The 19694-nt window shown below is 62.5% G+C and carries 14 protein-coding genes, 2 pseudogenes and 2 riboswitches; of the genes and pseudogenes, 9 read left to right on the plus strand and 7 right to left on the minus strand.

The window, feature by feature from the left end:
* Positions 1 to 23 precede the first annotated feature (23 nt).
* Together HKK53_RS02490 and nfuA are read left to right on the plus strand one after the other, a co-directional pair.
* Positions 24 to 1058: an acyltransferase family protein gene (locus HKK53_RS02490; protein ID WP_169369180.1), complete on the plus strand. Its 1035-nt coding sequence runs from the start codon at positions 24 to 26 to the stop codon at positions 1056 to 1058.
* Positions 1059 to 1115: 57 nt separating this feature from the next.
* Entirely contained in the window at positions 1116 to 1700 is a 585-nt protein-coding gene (gene nfuA, locus HKK53_RS02495) for a Fe-S biogenesis protein NfuA (RefSeq protein WP_007898222.1), read from the plus strand.
* A gap of 167 nt (positions 1701 to 1867) precedes the next feature.
* On the opposite strand, the gene cobM is transcribed toward nfuA, so the two are convergent.
* The 4 genes from cobM to HKK53_RS02515 all read right to left on the minus strand — a co-directional run bounded on the left by cobM (position 1868) and on the right by HKK53_RS02515 (position 4020).
* Positions 1868 to 2614: a precorrin-4 C(11)-methyltransferase gene (gene cobM / locus HKK53_RS02500; protein WP_169369181.1), complete on the minus strand. Its 747-nt coding sequence runs from the start codon at positions 2612 to 2614 to the stop codon at positions 1868 to 1870.
* An 82-nt stretch (positions 2615 to 2696) separates the two neighbouring features.
* Entirely contained in the window at positions 2697 to 3110 is a 414-nt protein-coding gene (locus HKK53_RS02505; RefSeq protein ID WP_169369182.1) for a cobalamin biosynthesis protein, read from the minus strand.
* Positions 3107 to 3814 (minus strand): CbtA family protein, encoded by a 708-nt coding sequence (locus HKK53_RS02510; protein WP_169369183.1) that lies wholly within the window; start codon positions 3812 to 3814, stop codon positions 3107 to 3109. The genes HKK53_RS02505 and HKK53_RS02510 overlap by 4 nt, the downstream gene beginning before the upstream one ends.
* 11 nt (positions 3815 to 3825) lie before the next feature.
* Positions 3826 to 4020, minus strand: a complete 195-nt coding sequence (locus HKK53_RS02515) for a CbtB domain-containing protein (protein ID WP_123509533.1) — start codon at positions 4018 to 4020, stop codon at positions 3826 to 3828.
* A gap of 117 nt (positions 4021 to 4137) precedes the next feature.
* A riboswitch (cobalamin riboswitch) is annotated at positions 4138 to 4365 on the minus strand.
* A 199-nt stretch (positions 4366 to 4564) separates the two neighbouring features.
* A riboswitch (cobalamin riboswitch) is annotated at positions 4565 to 4778 on the plus strand.
* Positions 4779 to 4874: 96 nt separating this feature from the next.
* Here HKK53_RS02515 and cobW point away from each other — a divergent pair.
* The 5 genes and pseudogenes from cobW to HKK53_RS02535 all read left to right on the plus strand — a co-directional run bounded on the left by cobW (position 4875) and on the right by HKK53_RS02535 (position 13198).
* Complete coding sequence (gene cobW / locus HKK53_RS02520) at positions 4875 to 5939, plus strand: cobalamin biosynthesis protein CobW (protein ID WP_169369184.1); 1065 nt, start codon at positions 4875 to 4877, stop codon at positions 5937 to 5939.
* Between the two features lie 3 nt (positions 5940 to 5942).
* Entirely contained in the window at positions 5943 to 9716 is a 3774-nt protein-coding gene (gene cobN, locus HKK53_RS02525; RefSeq protein ID WP_169369185.1) for a cobaltochelatase subunit CobN, read from the plus strand.
* A gap of 142 nt (positions 9717 to 9858) precedes the next feature.
* Positions 9859 to 10848 (plus strand): annotated as a pseudogene (locus tag HKK53_RS32490) (ATP-binding protein); the annotation flags it as partial.
* 213 nt (positions 10849 to 11061) lie between these two features.
* Positions 11062 to 11511: pseudogene (locus HKK53_RS32835) on the plus strand (vWA domain-containing protein); the annotation flags it as partial.
* 43 nt (positions 11512 to 11554) lie between these two features.
* Complete coding sequence (locus HKK53_RS02535) at positions 11555 to 13198, plus strand: phospholipase D-like domain-containing protein (RefSeq protein ID WP_169369187.1); 1644 nt, start codon at positions 11555 to 11557, stop codon at positions 13196 to 13198.
* 94 nt (positions 13199 to 13292) lie between these two features.
* Here the strand turns inward: HKK53_RS02535 and poxB are convergent, their stop codons facing one another.
* Both poxB and HKK53_RS02545 read right to left on the minus strand, forming a co-directional pair.
* Entirely contained in the window at positions 13293 to 15017 is a 1725-nt protein-coding gene (gene poxB, locus HKK53_RS02540; RefSeq protein ID WP_169369188.1) for a ubiquinone-dependent pyruvate dehydrogenase, read from the minus strand.
* 241 nt (positions 15018 to 15258) lie between these two features.
* Entirely contained in the window at positions 15259 to 16482 is a 1224-nt protein-coding gene (locus HKK53_RS02545) for an NADH:flavin oxidoreductase/NADH oxidase family protein (RefSeq protein ID WP_169369189.1), read from the minus strand.
* A gap of 77 nt (positions 16483 to 16559) precedes the next feature.
* Here HKK53_RS02545 and HKK53_RS02550 point away from each other — a divergent pair, with 77 nt between their 5' ends.
* A complete protein-coding gene (locus HKK53_RS02550) occupies positions 16560 to 16970 on the plus strand; it encodes a MerR family transcriptional regulator (RefSeq protein WP_149661241.1) in 411 nt (136 codons plus the stop codon).
* Positions 16971 to 17027: 57 nt separating this feature from the next.
* On the opposite strand, the gene HKK53_RS02555 is transcribed toward HKK53_RS02550, so the two are convergent.
* Complete coding sequence (locus tag HKK53_RS02555; RefSeq protein WP_169369190.1) at positions 17028 to 18566, minus strand: MFS transporter; 1539 nt, start codon at positions 18564 to 18566, stop codon at positions 17028 to 17030.
* Positions 18567 to 18706: 140 nt separating this feature from the next.
* Between HKK53_RS02555 and HKK53_RS02560 the strand changes: the two genes are divergently transcribed.
* Positions 18707 to 19576, plus strand: coding sequence for a LysR family transcriptional regulator (locus tag HKK53_RS02560; RefSeq protein WP_169369191.1), 870 nt, complete (start codon positions 18707 to 18709; stop codon positions 19574 to 19576).
* The last annotated feature ends 118 nt before the right edge of the window (positions 19577 to 19694 follow it).

The raw sequence follows: 19694 nt of genomic DNA on the forward strand, positions 1-19694 counted from the left end.
GTGATTTGACGGGAGGGCGGTTGATGTTGATTTCGGTACAAGCCCTGCGCTTCATCGCTGCCTGGGCGGTGGTCGGCCACCATTTCATGCAGATTTTCTTCGACTTCCAGGCCCGTGGGCCGGTGGGGCAGGCGTTTATCGACAAGGGTGCGGTGGGCGTTGATGTGTTCTTTGTTATCAGCGGCCTGGTGATCTTCCTGTCGACCGAGGGGAAATCGCTGCCACCCGCGCGGTTTCTGTTGTATCGGCTGTTCCGGATCGTCCCGGCTTACTGGCTGTACACCGTGCTCATGGCGCTGGTGGTGGTGTTTGCCCGGCCGGTATTGCCCGATCAGAGCGTGGATTGGTCGCATTTCCTGTTGTCGCTGTTGTTTATTCCTACGGAAAACCCCGGCGGTTATGGGATTTATCCGACCTTGAATGTCGGCTGGACGCTGAACTACGAAATGCTGTTTTACCTGCTGTTCGGCTGGGCGTTGCTGTTCCGGTTGCACTTCAGGTTATTGATCGTTGCGGCGCTGTTGTTCGCGGTGTGCCAGGCCTGGACCGGTTATGGCTGGGTCAGCGAGTTCTACCGTTCGGACATCGTCTATGAGTTCTTGCTCGGGATCGCCATCGGCATGGTTTATCGCCGGGGCTGGATCAAGCCGGGGTTATGGCTGCCGTTGCTGGGGATTGTCGGCGCGTTGCTGGCGATTTATCACCTGGCCCCGGAGCCTCGATTCCTGGCCTGGGGCCTGCCAAGCGCCGTGCTGGTGATGGCGTGCATCTCGCTGGAACGCTATGTCGAGAATAACCGGGTGTTCGAACTGCTCGGTAATTGTTCCTACTCGGTGTACCTGATGCACGTGCTGGTGCTGTCTGCCGGTGGGTTTATCGCACAGCGTTATGGCGTAAATCCCTACGCGATGTTCGCCGTTTGCGCGGCGACCATCGGCCTGGCGTCCTGGGCAAGTTACGAATGGGTGGAAAAACGCAGCTATCGGTGGCTTAAAGCGCGGATTGACGGCGAAACGGTTGCGCAACCGGTGCTGGCGCTTTCCCGACAAAAATACTAGGACTTTGTGCCGCGCGATGATTGGCGTAAACTGCGCCCAAGCCTGCGAGGAGTTTCCATGACCGCTATTACCATCACTGACGCCGCCCACGATTATCTGGCTGATCTGCTCTCCAAGCAGAACACCCCAGGCATCGGCATCCGCGTCTTCATCACCCAGCCTGGCACCCAGTACGCCGAAACCTGCATTGCCTACTGCAAGCCGGGCGAAGAAAAACCTGAAGACACCGCGCTGGGGCTCAAAAGCTTCACCGCGTACATCGATTCGTTCAGCGAAGCGTTCCTGGACGACGCGGTAGTCGACTACGCCACCGACCGCATGGGCGGTCAGCTGACCATCAAGGCGCCAAACGCCAAAGTACCGATGGTCAACGCCGACAGCCCGGTCAACGAGCGCATCAACTACTACCTGCAAACCGAGATCAACCCGGGGCTCGCGAGCCACGGCGGTCAGGTCAGCCTGATCGATGTGGTCGAAGACGGTATCGCCGTGCTCAAGTTCGGCGGCGGTTGCCAGGGCTGCGGCCAGGCCGACGTCACCTTGCGTGAAGGCATCGAGCGCACCTTGCTCGAGCGCATTCCCGAGCTCAAGGGTGTTCGCGACGTGACCGACCACACGCAGAAAGAAAACGCCTACTACTAAGGTGTTCGTCTGCTGAAAGTAAAAAACGGCACCCGTGAGTGCCGTTTTTTTATGATCGTTCCCACGCGCAGCAAAGGAATGCAGCCCGGGACGCTCCGCGTCCCCTCCAAAGCCGAACGCGGAGCGTCCGTTGAGGCATTCCCACGCAGAGCGTGGGAACGATCATCTTACGGACGATACAAATGCGCATGCCCGGCACGGTATAGGGACGACTCACTAAAGTGATCGCTCCCCAACACCCGACCCACCAGAATCAACGCCGTGCGCCGAAACCCCTTGGCCTCAACCTTCTCGGCGATATCCGCCAATGTCCCCACCACCCAATCCTGATCCGGCCACGTCGCCCGGTGAATCACCGCGATCGGGCAATCCGCGCCGTAATGCGGCAGCAACTCCACCAGGATCTTCTGCAGATGATTGACCCCCAAATGAATCGCCATGGTCGCCCCATGCTGGGCCAGGCTGCCCAGCTCCTCGCCGGCCGGCATCGCGGTCTTGTCGGCATAGCGGGTCAGGATCACGCTTTGCGAGATGTCCGGCAGGGTCAGTTCGGCACCCAGTAGCGCCGCGCACGCGGCCGTAGCGGTGACACCGGGGATGATTTCAAACGCAATACCGAGCTCGCGCAGATAACGAATCTGCTCACCAATCGCCCCATACAAACTGGGATCGCCCGAATGCACCCGCGCCACATCCTGTCCCTTGGCGTGGGCGGTCTTGATCAGGTCGATGATCTGTTCCAGATGCAACTCGGCGCTGTTGACCACCGTTTCTGCCTGATGGCCTTCCAGCACAGCAGCGGGCACCAGCGAGCCGGCGTAGATGATCACCGGACAGCTGCGAATCAGTCGCTGGCCTTTGACGGTGATCAGTTCCGGGTCGCCGGGACCTGCGCCAATAAAGTAGACGGTCATCGTCGGTTCCTGTCAAAAAAAGGGCTTGGGCAAGACTTCAGATGAAGATTGCTCATGATCGAGGCGGGGATTATCGGGGATTTTACGCAGCACTGGCCAATGCGAGGGTGGCCTGAGCGTATTTCTGTCGGGAAATCAGCAGCTTCGCCGGCGCCTGGGCCAGGTGTTCGGCCAGGGCCAGAGCGGCACTTTCCGCAACGCCGTAGCAACCGGTGCGCTCGAAGGCGATCTGCGATTGGTGGCTGAGTTGTGGTTGATATCCGGCCAATTGCTCGCTGCTGAAATACATCACTTGCAGCCCAAGTTGCGCGGCCAACTCGATCAGGCCAGGCTCATCACGCTTCAGGTCGATACTGGCCAGGGCCTTGATCTCATGAAGTTCGATTTGATGCGCCTGCAGCGCCTGATCGAGCAGCGCCCGCAGCGTGCTGGCGGGGCAGCCGCGCTGGCAGCCCAGGCCGACCACTAGCGTCGGCGCTGCGCTGGTATCGGTCATGCGTGGTATTGGCCGTCGCTTTTGCGGCGGAACAACCAGGCGCTGATCAGGCCCAGGGCCAGCCAGAACACCACGTTGGTCAGCTGCGAAGCGATTTTGAACTGCGATTCCAGGGCTTCCGGCGCCAGCATCGAGTGGACTTCCGGTTGCGGTGCGCCAATGACATGCGGAACCGCGAGGATCGCCACGCCGAGGATCTTCATCAGCCAGTGACGGCTGAACACGATCAGCGCGATGCCGACAGCGGTAGAAGCCGCAGTGCCGATCCACCAGATCTGCCGTTGCGCCAGGTCGGCGGCGGCAGTGCCCGGCAGTTCCGGCGGTAGGCCGAGGGTCGGCGCCAGTACGAAGGTTGCGTAACCGGCCAGGCCCCAGAGCAGGCCCTGAGCGGTTTTGGTCGGCGCGCGCAGGGTGTAGAGACCGGCGAGCATCAACGCGAAACCAACCGCGACCACCAGGTTACCGCCGGTGGTGGACAGCACGCGCTGCCAACCGTTTTCCGGCTCCCAGGCTTCGGCGTCGTGGGTGTGGGCGGCCATGGCGCCTTCGGTGTGCTCGTGAGCAACCACTGCGGTAGGCTCGGATTTTTCATAGGTTTCCGCCTGCAGAATCAGCGGGGCGACCCAGAAACTTTGCAGCAGGGTCAGCAGCAGGGCGGCCAGCAGGCCGGTGAAACCTGCGGTTTGCGCGATACGCTTGATCATGTAGGCAGGTCTCAGTGGCACGGGAACGCGGAGCTGTGACGGGTATCGTGGGCGGCGTTGTGCACCGCTTCGATGTGCGAGAAACCGGCGAAATACACCAGGCACGCGCCAAGGATCGACGCGCACACGGCGGCGGTCAGGCGTTGGCTCAGGGTCGTGGTGGTGCTGGCGGTGCTGCTGTGGTCGGTGCTGCTGATGATCGACATGGCGCTTCCCTCTGGTCTGTCAGCGGGTGAATAGAGCGCATGAAAACCCTGCGAGCGTGCACGCAGAGGTTCAAACAGCGCCCGCCCACCGCGGGTTTGTCATTCAGTGATCGTAGTGGTCACTTTGTGTTGCGGGCCGGTCTCCGGGCTCACGAGGGGTCAAGGCTTGCGCCGAAACCTGCAAGAATCGCCTTCCCATGCCGAACTGCCGGCACAGTGGATCTGATTCTTCGCTCGCTTACCGTTGCGGGGGCAGCACCGGACTGACATGGCTTTGAGTAAAGCACATGATTCACCGGTTTCCCGTTTCACCCTGTGAAGGGCACCCGTAACAAGGCGTGTAGGAGAGCATGGGCGGGGGCGGGGCGTCAATTGGCAGGGGTTCTCGTTTGACCTGATCATTCCCATGCTCTGCGTGGGAATGCAGCCCGGGACGCTCCGCGTCCCATCCAGAGTCGAACGCGGAGCGTCCGTTGAGGCATTCCCACGCAGAGCGTGGGAACGATCATCGCCCCGCGGACATTGACCCGCCCCCAACCGATGCGTAGCCTTGCGCTTTCGAGGTTCTTCGGCGTCTGTCGAGGCTAAGAAGGGAACGCGGTCGATGCCGCGGCTGCCCCCGCAACTGTGAACGGTGATGTTCGCTGCCACGCCACTGCAAACCCTGGCAAAGGGTTCGCGGGAAGGCGCAGCGAATGCCAGGCCCCCGAGGCCGGCGCACCGAAAGCCAGGAGACCTGCCTCGAAACGAATTCTCACTACAACCGGGCGGGGTGATCCGGTGGCGAAATCTTCCGCGCTTTCATCGCTGCGGTCGTCGTCCCGTATGCCCGCCACCTTGCCAAAGGGCATCCGATGAAAACACTGGCCAAACTCCCCGTCACCATCGTTACCGGCTTCCTCGGCTCGGGCAAAACCACCTTGCTGCGGCACATGCTGGACAACGCCCAGGGCCGCCGCATCGCGGTGATCGTCAACGAGTTTGGCGAGCTGGGCATCGACGGCGAAATCCTCAAGCAGTGCTCCATCGGCTGCACCGAAGAAGAAGCCAACGGCCGCGTTTATGAACTGGCCAACGGCTGTCTGTGCTGCACTGTCCAGGAAGAATTCTTCCCCGTAATGCGCGAACTGGTCGCCCGTCGCGGCGACCTCGACCACATCCTCATCGAAACCTCGGGCCTGGCCCTGCCAAAACCCCTGGTGCAAGCCTTCCAGTGGCCGGAAATCCGCAGTGCCTGCACGGTTGACGCGGTGATCACCGTGGTCGACAGCCCGGCCGTCGCCGCCGGCACTTTCGCCGCGTTCCCGGATCAAGTCGATGCCCAGCGCAAACTCGACCCGAACCTCGATCACGAATCGCCGCTGCACGAACTGTTCGCCGACCAACTGGCCAGCGCCGACCTGGTCATCCTCAACAAGGCCGACCTGATCAGCCCGGAAGACCTGGCCCGCGTACGCCTGGAAGTCGCTGAAGAACTGCCGCCGGCGGTGAAAGTCATCGAAGCCAGCAGCGGTCGCGTGCCGCTGGACGTGCTGATTGGTCTGGGCGCCGGTTCCGAAGAACACATCGACAGCCGTCACAGCCATCACGATCACCACCACGGTGACGGTGATGACGACCACGATCATGACGCCTTCGACTCCATCTCCATCGAGCTGCCGCAAGCCGACGAAAGCCTGTTGATGGACGCCCTGACGCAACTGGTGGTCAAGCACGGCATCCTGCGGGTCAAAGGCTTCGCCGCGATTCCGAACAAACCGATGCGCCTGCTGATCCAGGGCGTGGGCACCCGTTTCGACAAGCACTTCGACCGTCAGTGGGGCGCCGAAGAAGCACGTACCACCCGTTTGGTGCTGATCGGCCAGGAACTGGACGCCGCGCAACTCGAAGCGCAATTGCGCGCCGCGCTCAGCGTTTAAGCCATGCACCTGCTCAGGACCCAGCCCGGCGGTTTCGTGTCGGACGACAACATCGCCGACCTTGGACAAACCCCCGCCGAGCTGGTGATCCTGTGCAGTGGCGACTCCAGCCTCGCGTTGCTCGCCGAAGCCGCGCAGCAGTTGCCCGATAACTATCCGAGCGTGCGCCTCGCCAACCCGATGCAGGTGCAGAATCACGCGTCAGTGGATTTGTACGTCGATGAAGTGTTGCGTCACGCCAAGGTGATTCTGATCTCGCTGCACGGCGGTATCGCCTATTGGCGTTACGGCGTCGAGCGCTTGGTCGAGTTGTCCGAGCGCGGCGTGCAACTGATTCTGGTACCCGGCGATGACCGTCCGGACCCGGAGCTCAGCGACCTCAGCACCGTCAGCGCCGAAGATCGCGACCGGCTTTGGCAGTTTCTGCGCCAGGGCGGCATGGGCAATGCCCTGGACTTTTTCCGCTGTCTGGCCACGCGTTGGCTGGACCGCGACTACGTCTGGGCCGAGCCGCAAACCCTGCCGCGCACGGCGATTTACCACCCCCACAACAGCCCCGCTGAACTGAGCGATTGGCAAGCCGACTGGCTGGCCGATCAACCGGTGGCGGCGGTGCTGTTTTACCGCTCGCATTTGCAGGCGGCGAACACTGGTTTTATCGATGTTTTCTGCCAGCGCTTGCAAGCGGCGGGATTGAACCCGTTGCCGATCGCGGTGGCCAGTTTGAAAGAGCCGGGCTGCCTGACGGTGGTCGAGGATTGGCTCGATGAAGTGGAAGCGGCGGTGATTCTAAACACCACCGGTTTCGCCCAATCCAGCCCCGAAGCGCCGCACTTGCGGCCGTTTCGTCGCAACATTCCCGTCATTCAGGCGATTTGCGCCCAGGACAACGAACCCGGATGGCGCGCCAGCGAACAGGGCCTCGGCCCACGGGATCTGGCAATGCACATCGCGTTGCCGGAGCTCGACGGGCGCATCATCAGCCGACCGATCAGCTTCAAGGATCTGGCCTGGCGCAGCGAGCGCAGCCAGTCCGACGTGGTCTGCTACCGGCCGCAACCGGAACGCATGGACTTTGTTGCCGAACTGGCGCGGCGCTGGATCGATCTGGCGCGGGTGCCCAACGGCGAAAAACGCATCGCGCTGATCCTGGCCAACTACCCGACGCGTGATGGTCGTATCGGAAATGGTGTCGGCCTCGACACCCCGGCGGCGGCGCTGAACATCCTGCGTGCCTTGCATCAGGAAGGTTATCCGCTGCCCGCCGAGTTGCCGGACAGCGGCACCGCGTTGATCCAGCAGTTGCTCGGCGGCGTCAGCAATGACCTCGACACCCTCGACCAGCGTCCGTGCATGCAAAGCCTGGCGCTGGATGCTTACTTGCTGATGTTCGACGCGTTGCCCGAAGCCAACCGCCAAGCGGTGCTGGAACGCTGGGGCCCGCCGCAAAACGATCCGATGTTCCGTGGCGGGCGGATGATGATTGCCGGTCTGCGCTTCGGCCTGACGTTTGTCGGCATTCAACCGGCCCGGGGTTATCAGGTCGATCCGAGCGCGGTTTATCACGACCCGTACTTGGTGCCGCCCCACGGCTATCTGGCGTTTTACTTCTGGCTGCGCAACACCTACGGCGCCCACGGCGTGATCCACGTCGGCAAGCACGGCAACCTTGAGTGGCTGCCGGGCAAAGGCGTGGGGCTGTCAGAAAACTGCTGGCCGGACGCATTGCTCGGGCCGCTGCCGAACATCTACCCGTTTATCGTCAACGACCCGGGCGAGGGCGCCCAGGCCAAGCGCCGCACCCAGGCCGTGATCATCGACCACCTGATGCCGCCGCTGACCCGCGCTGAAACCTACGGTCCGCTGCGTAACCTGGAGTTGCTGGCGGACGAGTATTACGAAGCGCAACTGCTCGATCCACGGCGCGCCCGGGAGTTGCAGCGCGACATCTTGCAACTGGTGCGCGACACCCACATCGACCGCGAACTGCAACTGGACGAAAAACTCGACAGCGATGCGGATGCGGCGATCTGGCTGCCGCGTCTGGACACGTACCTGTGTGATTTGAAGGAATCGCAGATTCGCGATGGCCTGCATATTTTTGGCGAATCGCCGACCGGGCGCTTGCGCATTGATACGTTGCTGGCGTTGCTGCGGATTCCTCGGGGCGATGGGCGCGGCGCGCAGTCGAGTTTGTTGCGGGCGTTGGCCAAGGCCTTTGCGCTCGGGTTTGATCCGCTCGATTGTGAGTTGGCTGAGCCGTGGATCGGTGCGCGTCCTGACGAGTTGGAAGCGGTCAGTGATGAAGTCTGGCGTACGGCGGGGGATACCCGGGAGCGTCTGGAGTTATTCGCTGCGCAATTGATCGAGCAGGCGTTGATCGCCGAAGTCGACCAATTGAGCGAGCCAGGCTGGTCGGAGGTGAAAGCGATCATCGACAGTCTGCGTGAAGTCGTCGCCCCGCGCCTGGACGCCTGCGGCCCGGCAGAAATGCGCGGCTTGCTCGACGCCCTCAACGGCCGTTTCGTCCCCGCCGGCCCCAGCGGTGCGCCCAGTCGCGGTCGCCTCGACGTGCTGCCCACCGGGCGCAATTTCTATTCGGTGGACGTGCGCAACCTGCCGACCACGACCGCATGGCGTATCGGCTTCCAATCAGCCAACCTGATTCTCGAACGGCACTTGCAGGATCACGGCGACCACTTGCGTCAGCTCGGCCTGTCGGTGTGGGGCACGGCGACCATGCGCACCGGCGGCGACGACATCGCCCAGGCCATGGCGCTGATGGGCGTGCGTCCGGTTTGGGCCACGGGCAGTCAGCGGGTCGACGATTTCGAAATCCTGCCGATCAGTTTGCTCGACCGTCCGCGCGTGGACGTGACCTTGCGTGTGTCCGGGTTCTTCCGCGATGCCTTTGCCAACCTGATTCGTCTGTTTGACGCCGCCGTGCAAGCGGTCGCCGCGCTGGACGAACCGGATGATCTCAACCCGCTGGCGGCGAAGGTTCGCGCCGAGCGTGAGGCGTTGCTGGCAAGCGGTCTGGATGAAGATGCGGCGCGACGCCAGGCAGGCTGGCGGATTTTCGGGGCCAAGCCCGGTGCTTATGGCGCCGGCGTGCAGGGCGCCATCGACGGTCGCCTGTGGCAAAGTCGCGAGGACCTGGCCGAGGTGTACCTGAACTGGGGCGGCTACGCTTACGGCGGTTCCGACGAAGGCACCGCCGCCCGCGAACAATTCGCCCAGCGCCTGAGCCAGGTGCAAGCGGTGCTGCAGAATCAGGACAATCGCGAGCATGACGTGCTCGATTCCAACGATTACTACCAATTCCAGGGCGGCATGCTCGCCGCCGTGGAAACCCTAAGCGGTGAGGCGGCGGCCAGTTATCACGGTGATCACAGCCAACCGGACTTGCCGAAGATCCGCACGCTGAAGGAAGAGCTGAACCGGGTGATTCGCTCCCGGGCGGCGAATCCGAAGTGGATTGATGGGGTCAAGCGCCATGGCTATAAAGGTGCGTTTGAACTGGCGGCCACCGTTGATAACCTGTTTGCCTTCGACGCGACCACGCAGTTGATCGATGATCACCAGTACGCGTTGCTGGCGGATGCGTATCTACTAGACCCGGCGACGCGCGATTTTGTGCGCGAGCATAATCCACACGCCTTGCGTGATATGACCGAGCGGATGCTGGAGGCGCAGCAGCGCGGGATGTGGCAGGAGCCAGGCGAGTATCGCGAGGCGCTGGAGAATTTGTTGCTGGATATAGAAGAAGATACTTGAGGACCTGATCGTTCCCACGCTCCGCGTGGGAATGCAGCCCGGGACGCTCCGCGTCCCAAAAGCCGAACGCGGAGCGTCCGCTGAGGCATTCCCACGCGGAGCGTGGGAACGATCACCACCGACCATGATGAGACAACCCGACATGACCGACACCCCCCATTTCCCGCTCTCCGCCGTGGTCGGCGCCGATGACTTGAAGCTCGCCCTGTACCTGACCGCCATCGACCCGAAAATCGGTGGCGTGCTGATCGAAGGCCCGCGTGGCATGGCCAAGTCGACCTTGGCCCGTGGCTTGGCGGACCTGCTTGCCAGCGGCCAGTTCGTCACCTTGCCCCTGGGCGCCACCGAAGAGCGCCTGGTCGGCACCCTCGACCTCGACGCCGCCCTCAGCGACGGCCGTGCGCAGTTTTCCCCCGGCGTGCTAGCCAAGGCTGACGGCGGCGTGCTGTACGTCGATGAAGTCAATCTGCTGCCCGATCACCTCGTCGACCTGCTGCTCGACGTCGCCGCCAGCGGCACCAACCTGATCGAGCGCGACGGCATTTCCCATCGGCATTCGGCCCGGTTCGTGCTGATCGGCACCATGAACCCGGAAGAGGGCGAGTTGCGCCCGCAACTGCTCGACCGCTTTGGCCTGAACGTCGCCCTCAGCGGGCACACTGCGCCGACGGAGCGCGGCCAGATCATTCGCCGACGCCTGGATTTCGACAGCGATCCCCAAGGTTTCTGCGCCGATTGGGAAAGCCAGCAACACGCATTGCGCGAACGCTGCCAGCAGGCGCGCGGTACATTGGCAAATATTCCCCTGGATGACGCCGCACTGGCGCAGATCACCGAGCGCTGTTTTGCCGCCGGCGTCGATGGCCTGCGCGCCGATCTGGTCTGGCTGCGTGCCGCCCGGGCCCACGCCGCCTGGCGCGGGGCCAGGGCGATCACTGCAGAAGACATCGACGCGGTCGCCGAGTTTGCCTTGCGCCATCGCCGCCGCGAGCATTCCCACCCGGCGCCGCAACAGTCGCAACCCCCCGCGAGCCAAAACGCCAACCCGAGCGAAGGCCAGGGCCAGTGGGGCGAAATGCCCGCCGAGGCGCTGCCGGTCGGCGCCCGACGTGAAGTGCCGAGCTGGCCAAAAGCCCTAGGCATTCGCCCTCGATCTGACGCGGGGGCGAATGCCAGACCCCGGGCCGGACGGCTGGACCATGGCCGACAAGGCAAGCGCCGTGCGGCACCGCAAGGCTCGATCAACTGGCCCGGTACTTTGCTCAACGGCCGTCCGCGCCAGCATGAAGACCTGCTGTTTCACCTGCGCACCCGTTCGCCCCATGAACTGTGGCTGGTGATCGTCGACGCCTCGGCCTCGACCCGACGTCATCAGGCGTTGAGCGACGCCAAGGGCCTGCTGGCGCAACTGTTCGACGATGCCTACCGCCAGCGCGCGCGGCTGGCGTTGTTGACTGCCAGTGGCCACACGCCGAAATGGCAAGTGCAAGGCTTGAAGGCTTCCAGCGGTTTGCGCAACTGGCTCGACGACCTGGGGGCGGGCGGTGGCACGCCGTTGCTGGCGGCACTCGGCGAGGCGGGACGTTGGCTGGGCACGCGGCGCAAACGCTACCCGGCGGAACAGCAGCGCTTGTTGCTGGTGACCGATGGGCGACTGAAGGAATGGTCCGGCCTGCCGGTGCTGGACTGTCCGGGGCTGCTGATTGATATCGAGCGCGGGCCGATTCGGCTCGGACGGGCTAAGGTGTTGGCTACGCAGTTGCAGGCGGAGTATCGGCATATCGATGACGTGTAGCGGGCCGAAGGCTGCGATCTTTTGATCTTCACAGGAGTGAACCATGCGCGTTCTAGCCGCCAACCATCAGGATGATTTCCGCGTCAAAGCCTATGCCGGCACCAACGGCGTGTTGTTGGCCATGGACCTGGCCGAACCCCGGCGCAAAGGCTTGCTCGGTTTTGCCATCGAAAAGCAGGTGGGAAGCAAACCCTGGCTGTTCCTGTTCAACAGCCTGACCTTCCCCGGCAAACTCCACACCTTCCCCCAATACCACGCCACCCCGAGCGATATCGCGCCGCTGCAGAAATTTCGCTGGGCCGATTACGCGGTCAACCCGGGCATGACGATGCACTACCGCGTGCACCTGGCCTATGGCACGCCCGATGCGCCGCAACTGGGCGAGTTCCTCGAACTGACGATCATCTCCGACGACGGTCATCCCACCCATCAGAGCGTGATCTTCAACCGCGCCGTGGCGGCGAGTCAGGCGTTCCAGCGCAAATTTCCCGACCTCGACGCGCAGATCAGCGCCAACAAGAACATGCCCATCGAAGCCTGGCCGTTGGCGGCGCAGCAGTGGCTGGAGAACGGTTTGCTCGGGCGTTTGCTGGGGTTTATCCAGCGCGCCGTGGACGACCAATGGGCGCTGGACATCGCCATCTACGAATACCAGTTGCAGTCGATTGTCGATGAGGTCAACGCCGCGTTCGCCCGCGGGGTCAAGGTGCGGGTGCTGTATCACGCGCAGCCGAACGATGACGACACGACGATGAACGAAGCCAGCCTGGAAAAGCTTCCGGCGGCCAACAAGCGCGGGCGAATCACGCACAACATCTTCCACAACAAGTTCATCGTCCTGAGCAAACTGGAGGGCGGCGAACATCGGCCGCAAGCGGTGCTCTGCGGCAGCACCAATTTCACTCCCAACGGCGTCTATCGCCAGGCCAACGTGGTGCATGTGCTCGACGACGCGCGGATCGGCGCCAGTTACCTGCAAACCTTCGAAGCGGTCTGGGCGAACCCGGCAGACGTTGGTGCGACGCGCACCTGGCTGACGAAAAACAACCCCATGGACCCGACGCAAGCGCTGTTCGCCGGGTTCTCACCGCGCACCGGCCAGGGCGACTTGCACGAGTTTGTGCAGATCATCAACGGCGCCGAAAAGGACATCCTGTTCGTCACCGCGTTCGCCTTGCCCAACGACATCCTCAACGCCTTGCTCGGCGAACCCCACGACGACATCCTGCGCTACGGCCTGCAAAACACCGTGAGCCGCATCACCGGTTTTCACGCCGACCGCACCGCCGAGTTTGCCGCCACCGCGCTGCTCAATACCGGGCTGGAAGGCTGGCTGCGGGAGAATATGAAAGGCCAGAAGGGCAACCTGCTGGTGCACACCAAAGCCATCGTCACCGACTTCACCACCGACACGCCGACCATCATCAGTGGCAGCCACAACCTCAGTGCGGCGGCCAGTAATGGCAATGATGAGAACTACCTGATCATTCGCGGCGATACCGATCTGGCGGACCGCTATGGGTTGGAGTTGTTGCGGTTTTATGAGCATTACCGGTTCAGGTATTTTGCGAAGAAACTGGCGTTGAAAGAGGTTCAGCCGCTGGCGGCGGATGACCGCTGGACCCATGATTATTATGTGGAGGGGGATTTGCGGCAGCTCTCCAGATTGCGCTTCTCCGGCCGATAGAGAACCTCCTGCAGGAACATGGCTTGCCCGCAATGGCGCCTTCGAAATCGCCATCGCGGGCAAGCCTTGCTCCTACAGAATGGGGTCTGCTATTTCAGCGAAACCAGTTCGTCCGCGCCAACTCAATCACCTCATCCCCACGCCCGCTCATCACCGCTTTAAGCATGTACAGGCTGAACCCCTTGGCCTGCTCCAGCTTGATCGTCGGCGGCATCGCCAGTTCCTGGGTCGCCGTGATCACATCCACCAACACCGGCCCGGCATGCGCCAGCGCCCGGCGCAACGCCGGTTCCAGGTCTTCCGACTCTTCTACTCGAATCCCGAGAATGCCCATGGCATTGGCCATCGCCGCAAAGTCCGGGTTGTGCAGGTCGGTGCCGGTGTCGAGCATCCCGGCGGACTTCATTTCCATCGCGACGAAGCCCAGGGAAGCGTTGTCGTAGACGATGATCTTCACCGGCAACTTCAACTGGGCCAGGGAAATGAAGTCCCCCATCAACATGCTGAAACCGCCATCGCCGGACAACGAAATCACCTGCCGATCCGGGAACGTCGCCTGGGCGCCGATGGCCTGGGGCATGGCGTTGGCCATCGAGCCGTGGTTGAACGAACCGAGCAACCGGCGCTTGCCGTTCATCTTCAGGTATCGCGCCGCCCACACCGTTGGCGTGCCCACGTCAGCGGTGAAGATCGCATCGTCATCCGCCAGTTCGCTAAGCAGGCGGGTGAGGTATTGCGGGTGAATCGGCCGGCCCGGCGCGGAGGGCTGGGCCAGGTCATCGAGGCCCTGACGCGCTTTCTTGTAGTGTTCGAGGGACGACTCCAGGAAGTTGCGGTCGCCGCGATAGGGCAGGCGCGGCAGCAACGCGGCGAGGGTTTCGCCGACGTCGGCGGCGATGCCCAGGTCCAGCGTGGTCCGGCGGCCGAGGGCTTCAGGGTTGTGGTCGATCTGAATAATAGTGGCGTCGGTGGGGTAGAACTGGCGATAAGGGAAGTCGGTGCCGAGCATCACCAACGTGTCGCAGTTGAGCATCGCGTGATAACCGGAGCTGAAGCCGATCAGCCCGGTCATGCCGACGTCGAAAGGGTTGTCCCACTCCACGTGCTCCTTGCCACGCAAGGCGTGCACCACCGGCGCGCCGAGGGCATCGGCCAGCGCCACCACTTGATCATGAGCGCCAGCGCAACCGGCGCCGCACATCAGGGTTACGGCTTTGCTTTGGCTCAGCAGTTCTACAAGTCGATCCAGGTCCTGAGGTGCCGGCAGAGTGCGCGGCTTGGACAGGGCCGGCCAAGGCTTGAGGTTGTCTTCGACTTCCTGCAACGCCACGTCACCAGGAATCACCACCACCGCGACGCCACGATTGAGGATTGCGCTGCGCATCGCCCGGTGCAGCACCTGCGGCATCTGCGCCGGGTTGCTGACCAGTTCGACGAAGTGGCTGCACTCCTTGAACAGCTCCTGCGGATGGGTTTCCTGAAAGTAGTTGAGGCCGACCTCCGACGAAGGAATCTGTGCCGCAATCGCCAGCACCGGCACATGGTTGCGGTGGCAGTCGAACAGCCCGTTGATCAAGTGCAGATTGCCCGGCCCGCAACTGCCGGCGCACACCGCCAGCTCGCCGGTGACGGCTGCCTCCGCGCCGGCGGCAAACGCCGCGACTTCTTCGTGGCGCACGTGCATCCATTCAATGCTGTCCATGGTACGCAGGGCTTCGGTCAAACCGTTGAGGCTGTCGCCGGTCAGGCCCCAGATGCGCTTGACGCCGGCCTGTTCCAGGGTGGTTGCCAGTTGCTGGGCAATGGTGATTTTCGCCATGGGGTGCTCCAGTGATCGATGAGTTGTCCTTGGGATAGAAAAAGGGACAACTCAACGGCTGGCATGACTCAACCCGATCTGCGATTTCGGCCCGTAGCAGCTGCCGAGGTACGAGGCTGCGTTCGGCTGCGAAGCAGTCGTAAAACCTGAGCACGTGGTCTTCCTGATACACCGCATCGTCTGATGTCACGACTGCTTCGCAGCCGAACGCAGCCTCGTACCTCGGCAGCTGCTACGGGCATCAGACAGTCATCGCTTTTTTGTATTGGCGGGTGCGCCGGGCGATGTACAGCTGATCGCGGATCAACGCCCAGAGCGCCGAGACCTGCGGGCGGGTCTTGAGTCCACGGCTCAAGCGATGCAGCTGGAATTTCACCACTGCCATGTTCGCCAGCGCCGCCAGGGGTTTGCGCTTCCAGAGGATCGGCGGCAGTTGCGGGTGGCTGTTGCGACCTTCGCGCCAGTGCTTGACCAGCTGCGGTTCAATCGCCATCGCCGTGCCGATCCCGGCCATGGCGATGCCGCTGTCGAGCACCTGTTCGACGATGGCCAAGCGACGGATCCCGCCGGTCACCATCACCGGCATCTGCGCCACACTGGCCAGTTCGCCGGCCATTTCCAGAAAGTAGGCCTCGCGGGCGAGGGTGCGGCCGTCCCGGGCTTCGCCTTGCATGGCCGGGGCTTCGTAGCTGCCGCCGGACAATTCGAGCAAGTCGATCTGCTGCTCGTTGAGCCATTGGATCACTTGCTTGGCATCGTCGGCGTCAAAGCCGCCGCGCTGGAAGTCCGCCGAGTTGAGCTTCACCGAGACGCAGAACTGCGGCGACACCGCGTTGCGCACGGCACTGACTACGTTGAGTAGCAAGCGTGCGCGATTCTCCAGGGAGCCGCCCCATTGATCGGTGCGGCGGTTGGTCAGCGGCGACAGAAACTGGCTGAGCAAATAACCGTGGGCGGCGTGAATCTGTACGCCGGTAAACCCGGCTTTCTCCGCCAGGGCCGCGCTGGTGGCGAAGCGCTGGATCACTTCATTGATATCGTTTTCGGACATGGGTTTCGGTTCAGCGAACATTTTCGAGAAGCCCCCAAGGTCCAGCGCCACCGCTGATGGCGCCAAGGCCTGCTGGCCGAGATTGGCCATGGTCTGGCGCCCCGGATGGTTGAGCTGCACCCAGAACTGCGCACCACCGGCCCGGCCAACGGTCGCCCATTGCCGAAAACGTTCAAGGTGCTGCTCATCTTCCAACACCACGCCGCCGGGGCCGGTCATGGCGCGGCGATCGATCATCACGTTGCCGGTCAGCAACAACCCGGCTTCGCCCTCGGCCCAGGCTTGATACAAGCGCAATAAGGCATCCGATGGTGCCTGGCGGGTGTCTGCAAGGTTTTCTTCCATCGCGGCTTTGGCGATGCGATTGCCGATGGTCTGGCCGTTGGGCAAATTCAGGGTTTGAAAGGGCGACATGCTTGACTCCTCATCAGTAATGAGTGGAGGCTAAGCTTAAAGTTAACTTTAATGTCAAGCAGGCAATTGAGGCACAGATGAAGATTGGTGAATTGGCGGAATTAAGTGGCTTCAACCCGTCGCGCATTCGATTTTACGAGGCGCAAGGGCTGATCCAGAAAGTCGAGCGCCGGGCCAACGGCTACCGGCACTATCCGGAGCAAGTGCTGCAAACCCTGTACCTGATCCAGTGCGCCCAGCAGGCCGGGTTCAGCCTGGAAGAGTTGAAGCAGTTGATGCCGGACACCGCCACCGGTGAATTCAAGCACGACGAACTGCTGGCGGGGCTGACGCGCAAAGTCGAACAGATCGAAGAAATGCAGCAACACCTGGCGCAGAGCAAGGCGAAGCTGCTGGCAGTGATCGACGATATCCAGGCGAAGCCCGAAGGCATGGGCTGCGATGCCAATGCCGAGCGGGTGCTGGCGTCCTTCAAACAGCCGCGCTGATTGCCGCATGCAGTTGAGACTGACACCCTCGCCACAAGAAGCTTCCTTTGTCAGAAATTACGGGTTGGCGACGGTTCCCGATAAGTGGTTTGAAGGACTCGGTATCGGATTACGCATCAACGTACCCACCACCAACGCACCCAGCAGCGCCAATAACCCCGCGACCAACAGCAACAAACTGAAACCACCAACGAACGCTTGCCGGGCCAACGGTTCGACAACGCCACGCGCGGTGTCCGGCAGCAGGCCCAACGCCGCGGTCATGTCCCCAGCCACCACCCGCGAGGCGATACCGCGAGTCTGCTCAACCCATTGCCCCGACAAGCCATTACGCAACAACAGCTCGGTATGACTGGCCAGCAACGCGCCGTACACGCCGATGGCCAGCATGATTGCGCTGAAACGCATGGTGGTGCTCATGCCCGAGGCCATGCCTGCGCGGTCTCGGGGCACGCAGGCCATGATGTTTTTCTGGGTGTCGCCGTTGAGCAACCCGGCACCGGCGCCGGTCACCGCAATCGCCAAGGCGAAGGGTATGTAGCCGCCGCTGTTGACCGCCCAGGCGCTGAGCAGGTTGCCGCCGCCGACCAGCGTCAGGCCCGCAGCCATCAAGGTCGCGGGAGTAAAACGGCTCGCCAGCCGCGCTCCGATACGTGGGCAGATCAGCATCGTCACGGCAAATGGCAACATCCCCAGCCCGGAGGCAATGGCCGAGAAACCCAAACCGTTTTGCAGGTAGAACGGCAGCATCGTCATCATTACCTGAGCGCAACCGGCGTAGGCGAACATCCCCAGCAGGGCGCCGATAAAACGCGGATGCTTGAATAATTGCAGATCAACCATGGGCCGCTGCTGCATCCGTTCGATCACCACGAACAATCCCAGCAATAAGGCCCCGCCGATCAGCCGGGCGTAGGTCAGCGGATTGCTCCAGCCGATGCGGTTGGCTTCGATCAGGCCCCAGATCAGGCACAACAAACTCGCACTGAACGCCAGACTGCCCCACGGATCCAGGCGCGCGGCTTGGGCGTCCCGGGATTCCGGCACATTGCGCCAGACCATCGCCATCAGCAGCGCACCCACCGGCAGGTTGAGGTAGAAAATCCAGCGCCAGCCGATGTATTCGGTGATCAAACCGCCCAAGGTCGGCGCGGCGGTCATCGCCACACCCATGCACGCGCCCCAGAACGCCCAGGCCTTGGCCCGTTCGACTTCATCGTGAAAGGCATGGCCGATGGAGGCCAGCGCCGAAGTCAGCAGCAACGCCGCACCCACACCTTTGATTGCCCGTGCGATATCAAGGACCAACGCTGTCGGCGCCGCCCCGCAACCGAGGGAGGCGAGGATGAAAATCCCCAGGCCCCAGAGCAGGGTTTTCTGCCGGCCGAAGCGATCGGCGATGCTGCCCGCCGGCAGCAACAACGCAGCGAAGGCCAGCATGTAGGCGCTGACCACCCACTCGATGTCGGCAAAATTGGCGCCCAGGTCCCGGGCGATGGTCGGCAAAGTGACGGCGACGATGTTGGTGTCGAGGACGATCAGCGAACACACCCCGGAGGCGGTCAGCAGCGTCAGGCGGGGGCTGACCTTGCTCATGATGGGATTGCCTTTTGAGTAAGGTGTTTGACGGGCATGGTTTTGCCTCTCTACTGTGGGTGCCTCGACAGCGTATCCCGGTCCTTGGCAGGTTTTATTAGCTGTCAGTCGGGACTTCATTACCTTTGAGCTAACACGCCATGGATATACGCCATTTCCGCTACTTCCTGGCCGTTGCCCGGCAACGCAACTTCACCCGCGCCGCCGAGCAATTGGGCATCGCGCCGCCGACCTTGAGCCGGCAGATCCAGGACATGGAAACCGAACTCGGTACGCGGCTGTTCCTGCGCCAGCAACGGGAAGTCAGCCTGACCGAGGCCGGCGCGGCGCTGGTGATCGAGGCCGAAGCCACGGTGCGCCAATTCGAGTACGCCCAGCGCAATGCCCAGCGCGCCGGTCGCGGTGATATTGGCCATATCGAACTGGGTTACGTGGCCTCTGCGGTGTATTCGGGGTTGCTGCAAAAACAGGTGCAAGCCTTTAGTCGCGAGTGCCCGGACGTCAGCCTGAATGTGCGGGAAAGCCCAATGGCAGCGTTGCCGGGCATGGTGATCGAGGGCCGATTTGATATCGGTTACGTGCGCTCGCCGATGACCTTGCCCGATGGGCTGGAGGCGATAAGGCTCGATGCGGAAGGTTTTGTGCTGGCGCTGTCGAGTGAATCCTGGCTGTGTCGCTTGCCGCAGATCAGCCCGGCGCATTTGCAGAACGAAACCTTCATCCTGCCGGAGCAGATCAACGGTACGTTGCAGGTCGCCGCTGAGGGCGGATTCGCGCCTGTTTTAGGGCACCAACCCGGTGGGTTGGTGGCGGTGATTGCGCTGGTGTCGCTGGGGCAGGGCGTGGCGGTGGTCCCGGAATCGGTGGTCGGGCATGTAGGGTTGCCGGGAGTGGTGTACCGGGAAATTGAAGGGTGCGAGGCGAGTTCGTGGTTGTCGATGATTTATCGGCGGTTTGAGAAGTCGCCGGCGGTGGCCAGGTATATCGAGCACGTGAAGAGAGGGCGTTAAAAGCGAAAAGATCGCAGCCTTCGGCAGCTCCTACGCGCCTGTGGGCGCCGCCGAAGGCTGCGATCTTTTGATGTTTCTACAGATCTTGTAATGATTTCCCGCTGTGGGGATTGTGACT

Source organism: Pseudomonas sp. ADAK7, assembly GCF_012935675.1.
Taxonomy (GTDB): domain Bacteria; phylum Pseudomonadota; class Gammaproteobacteria; order Pseudomonadales; family Pseudomonadaceae; genus Aquipseudomonas.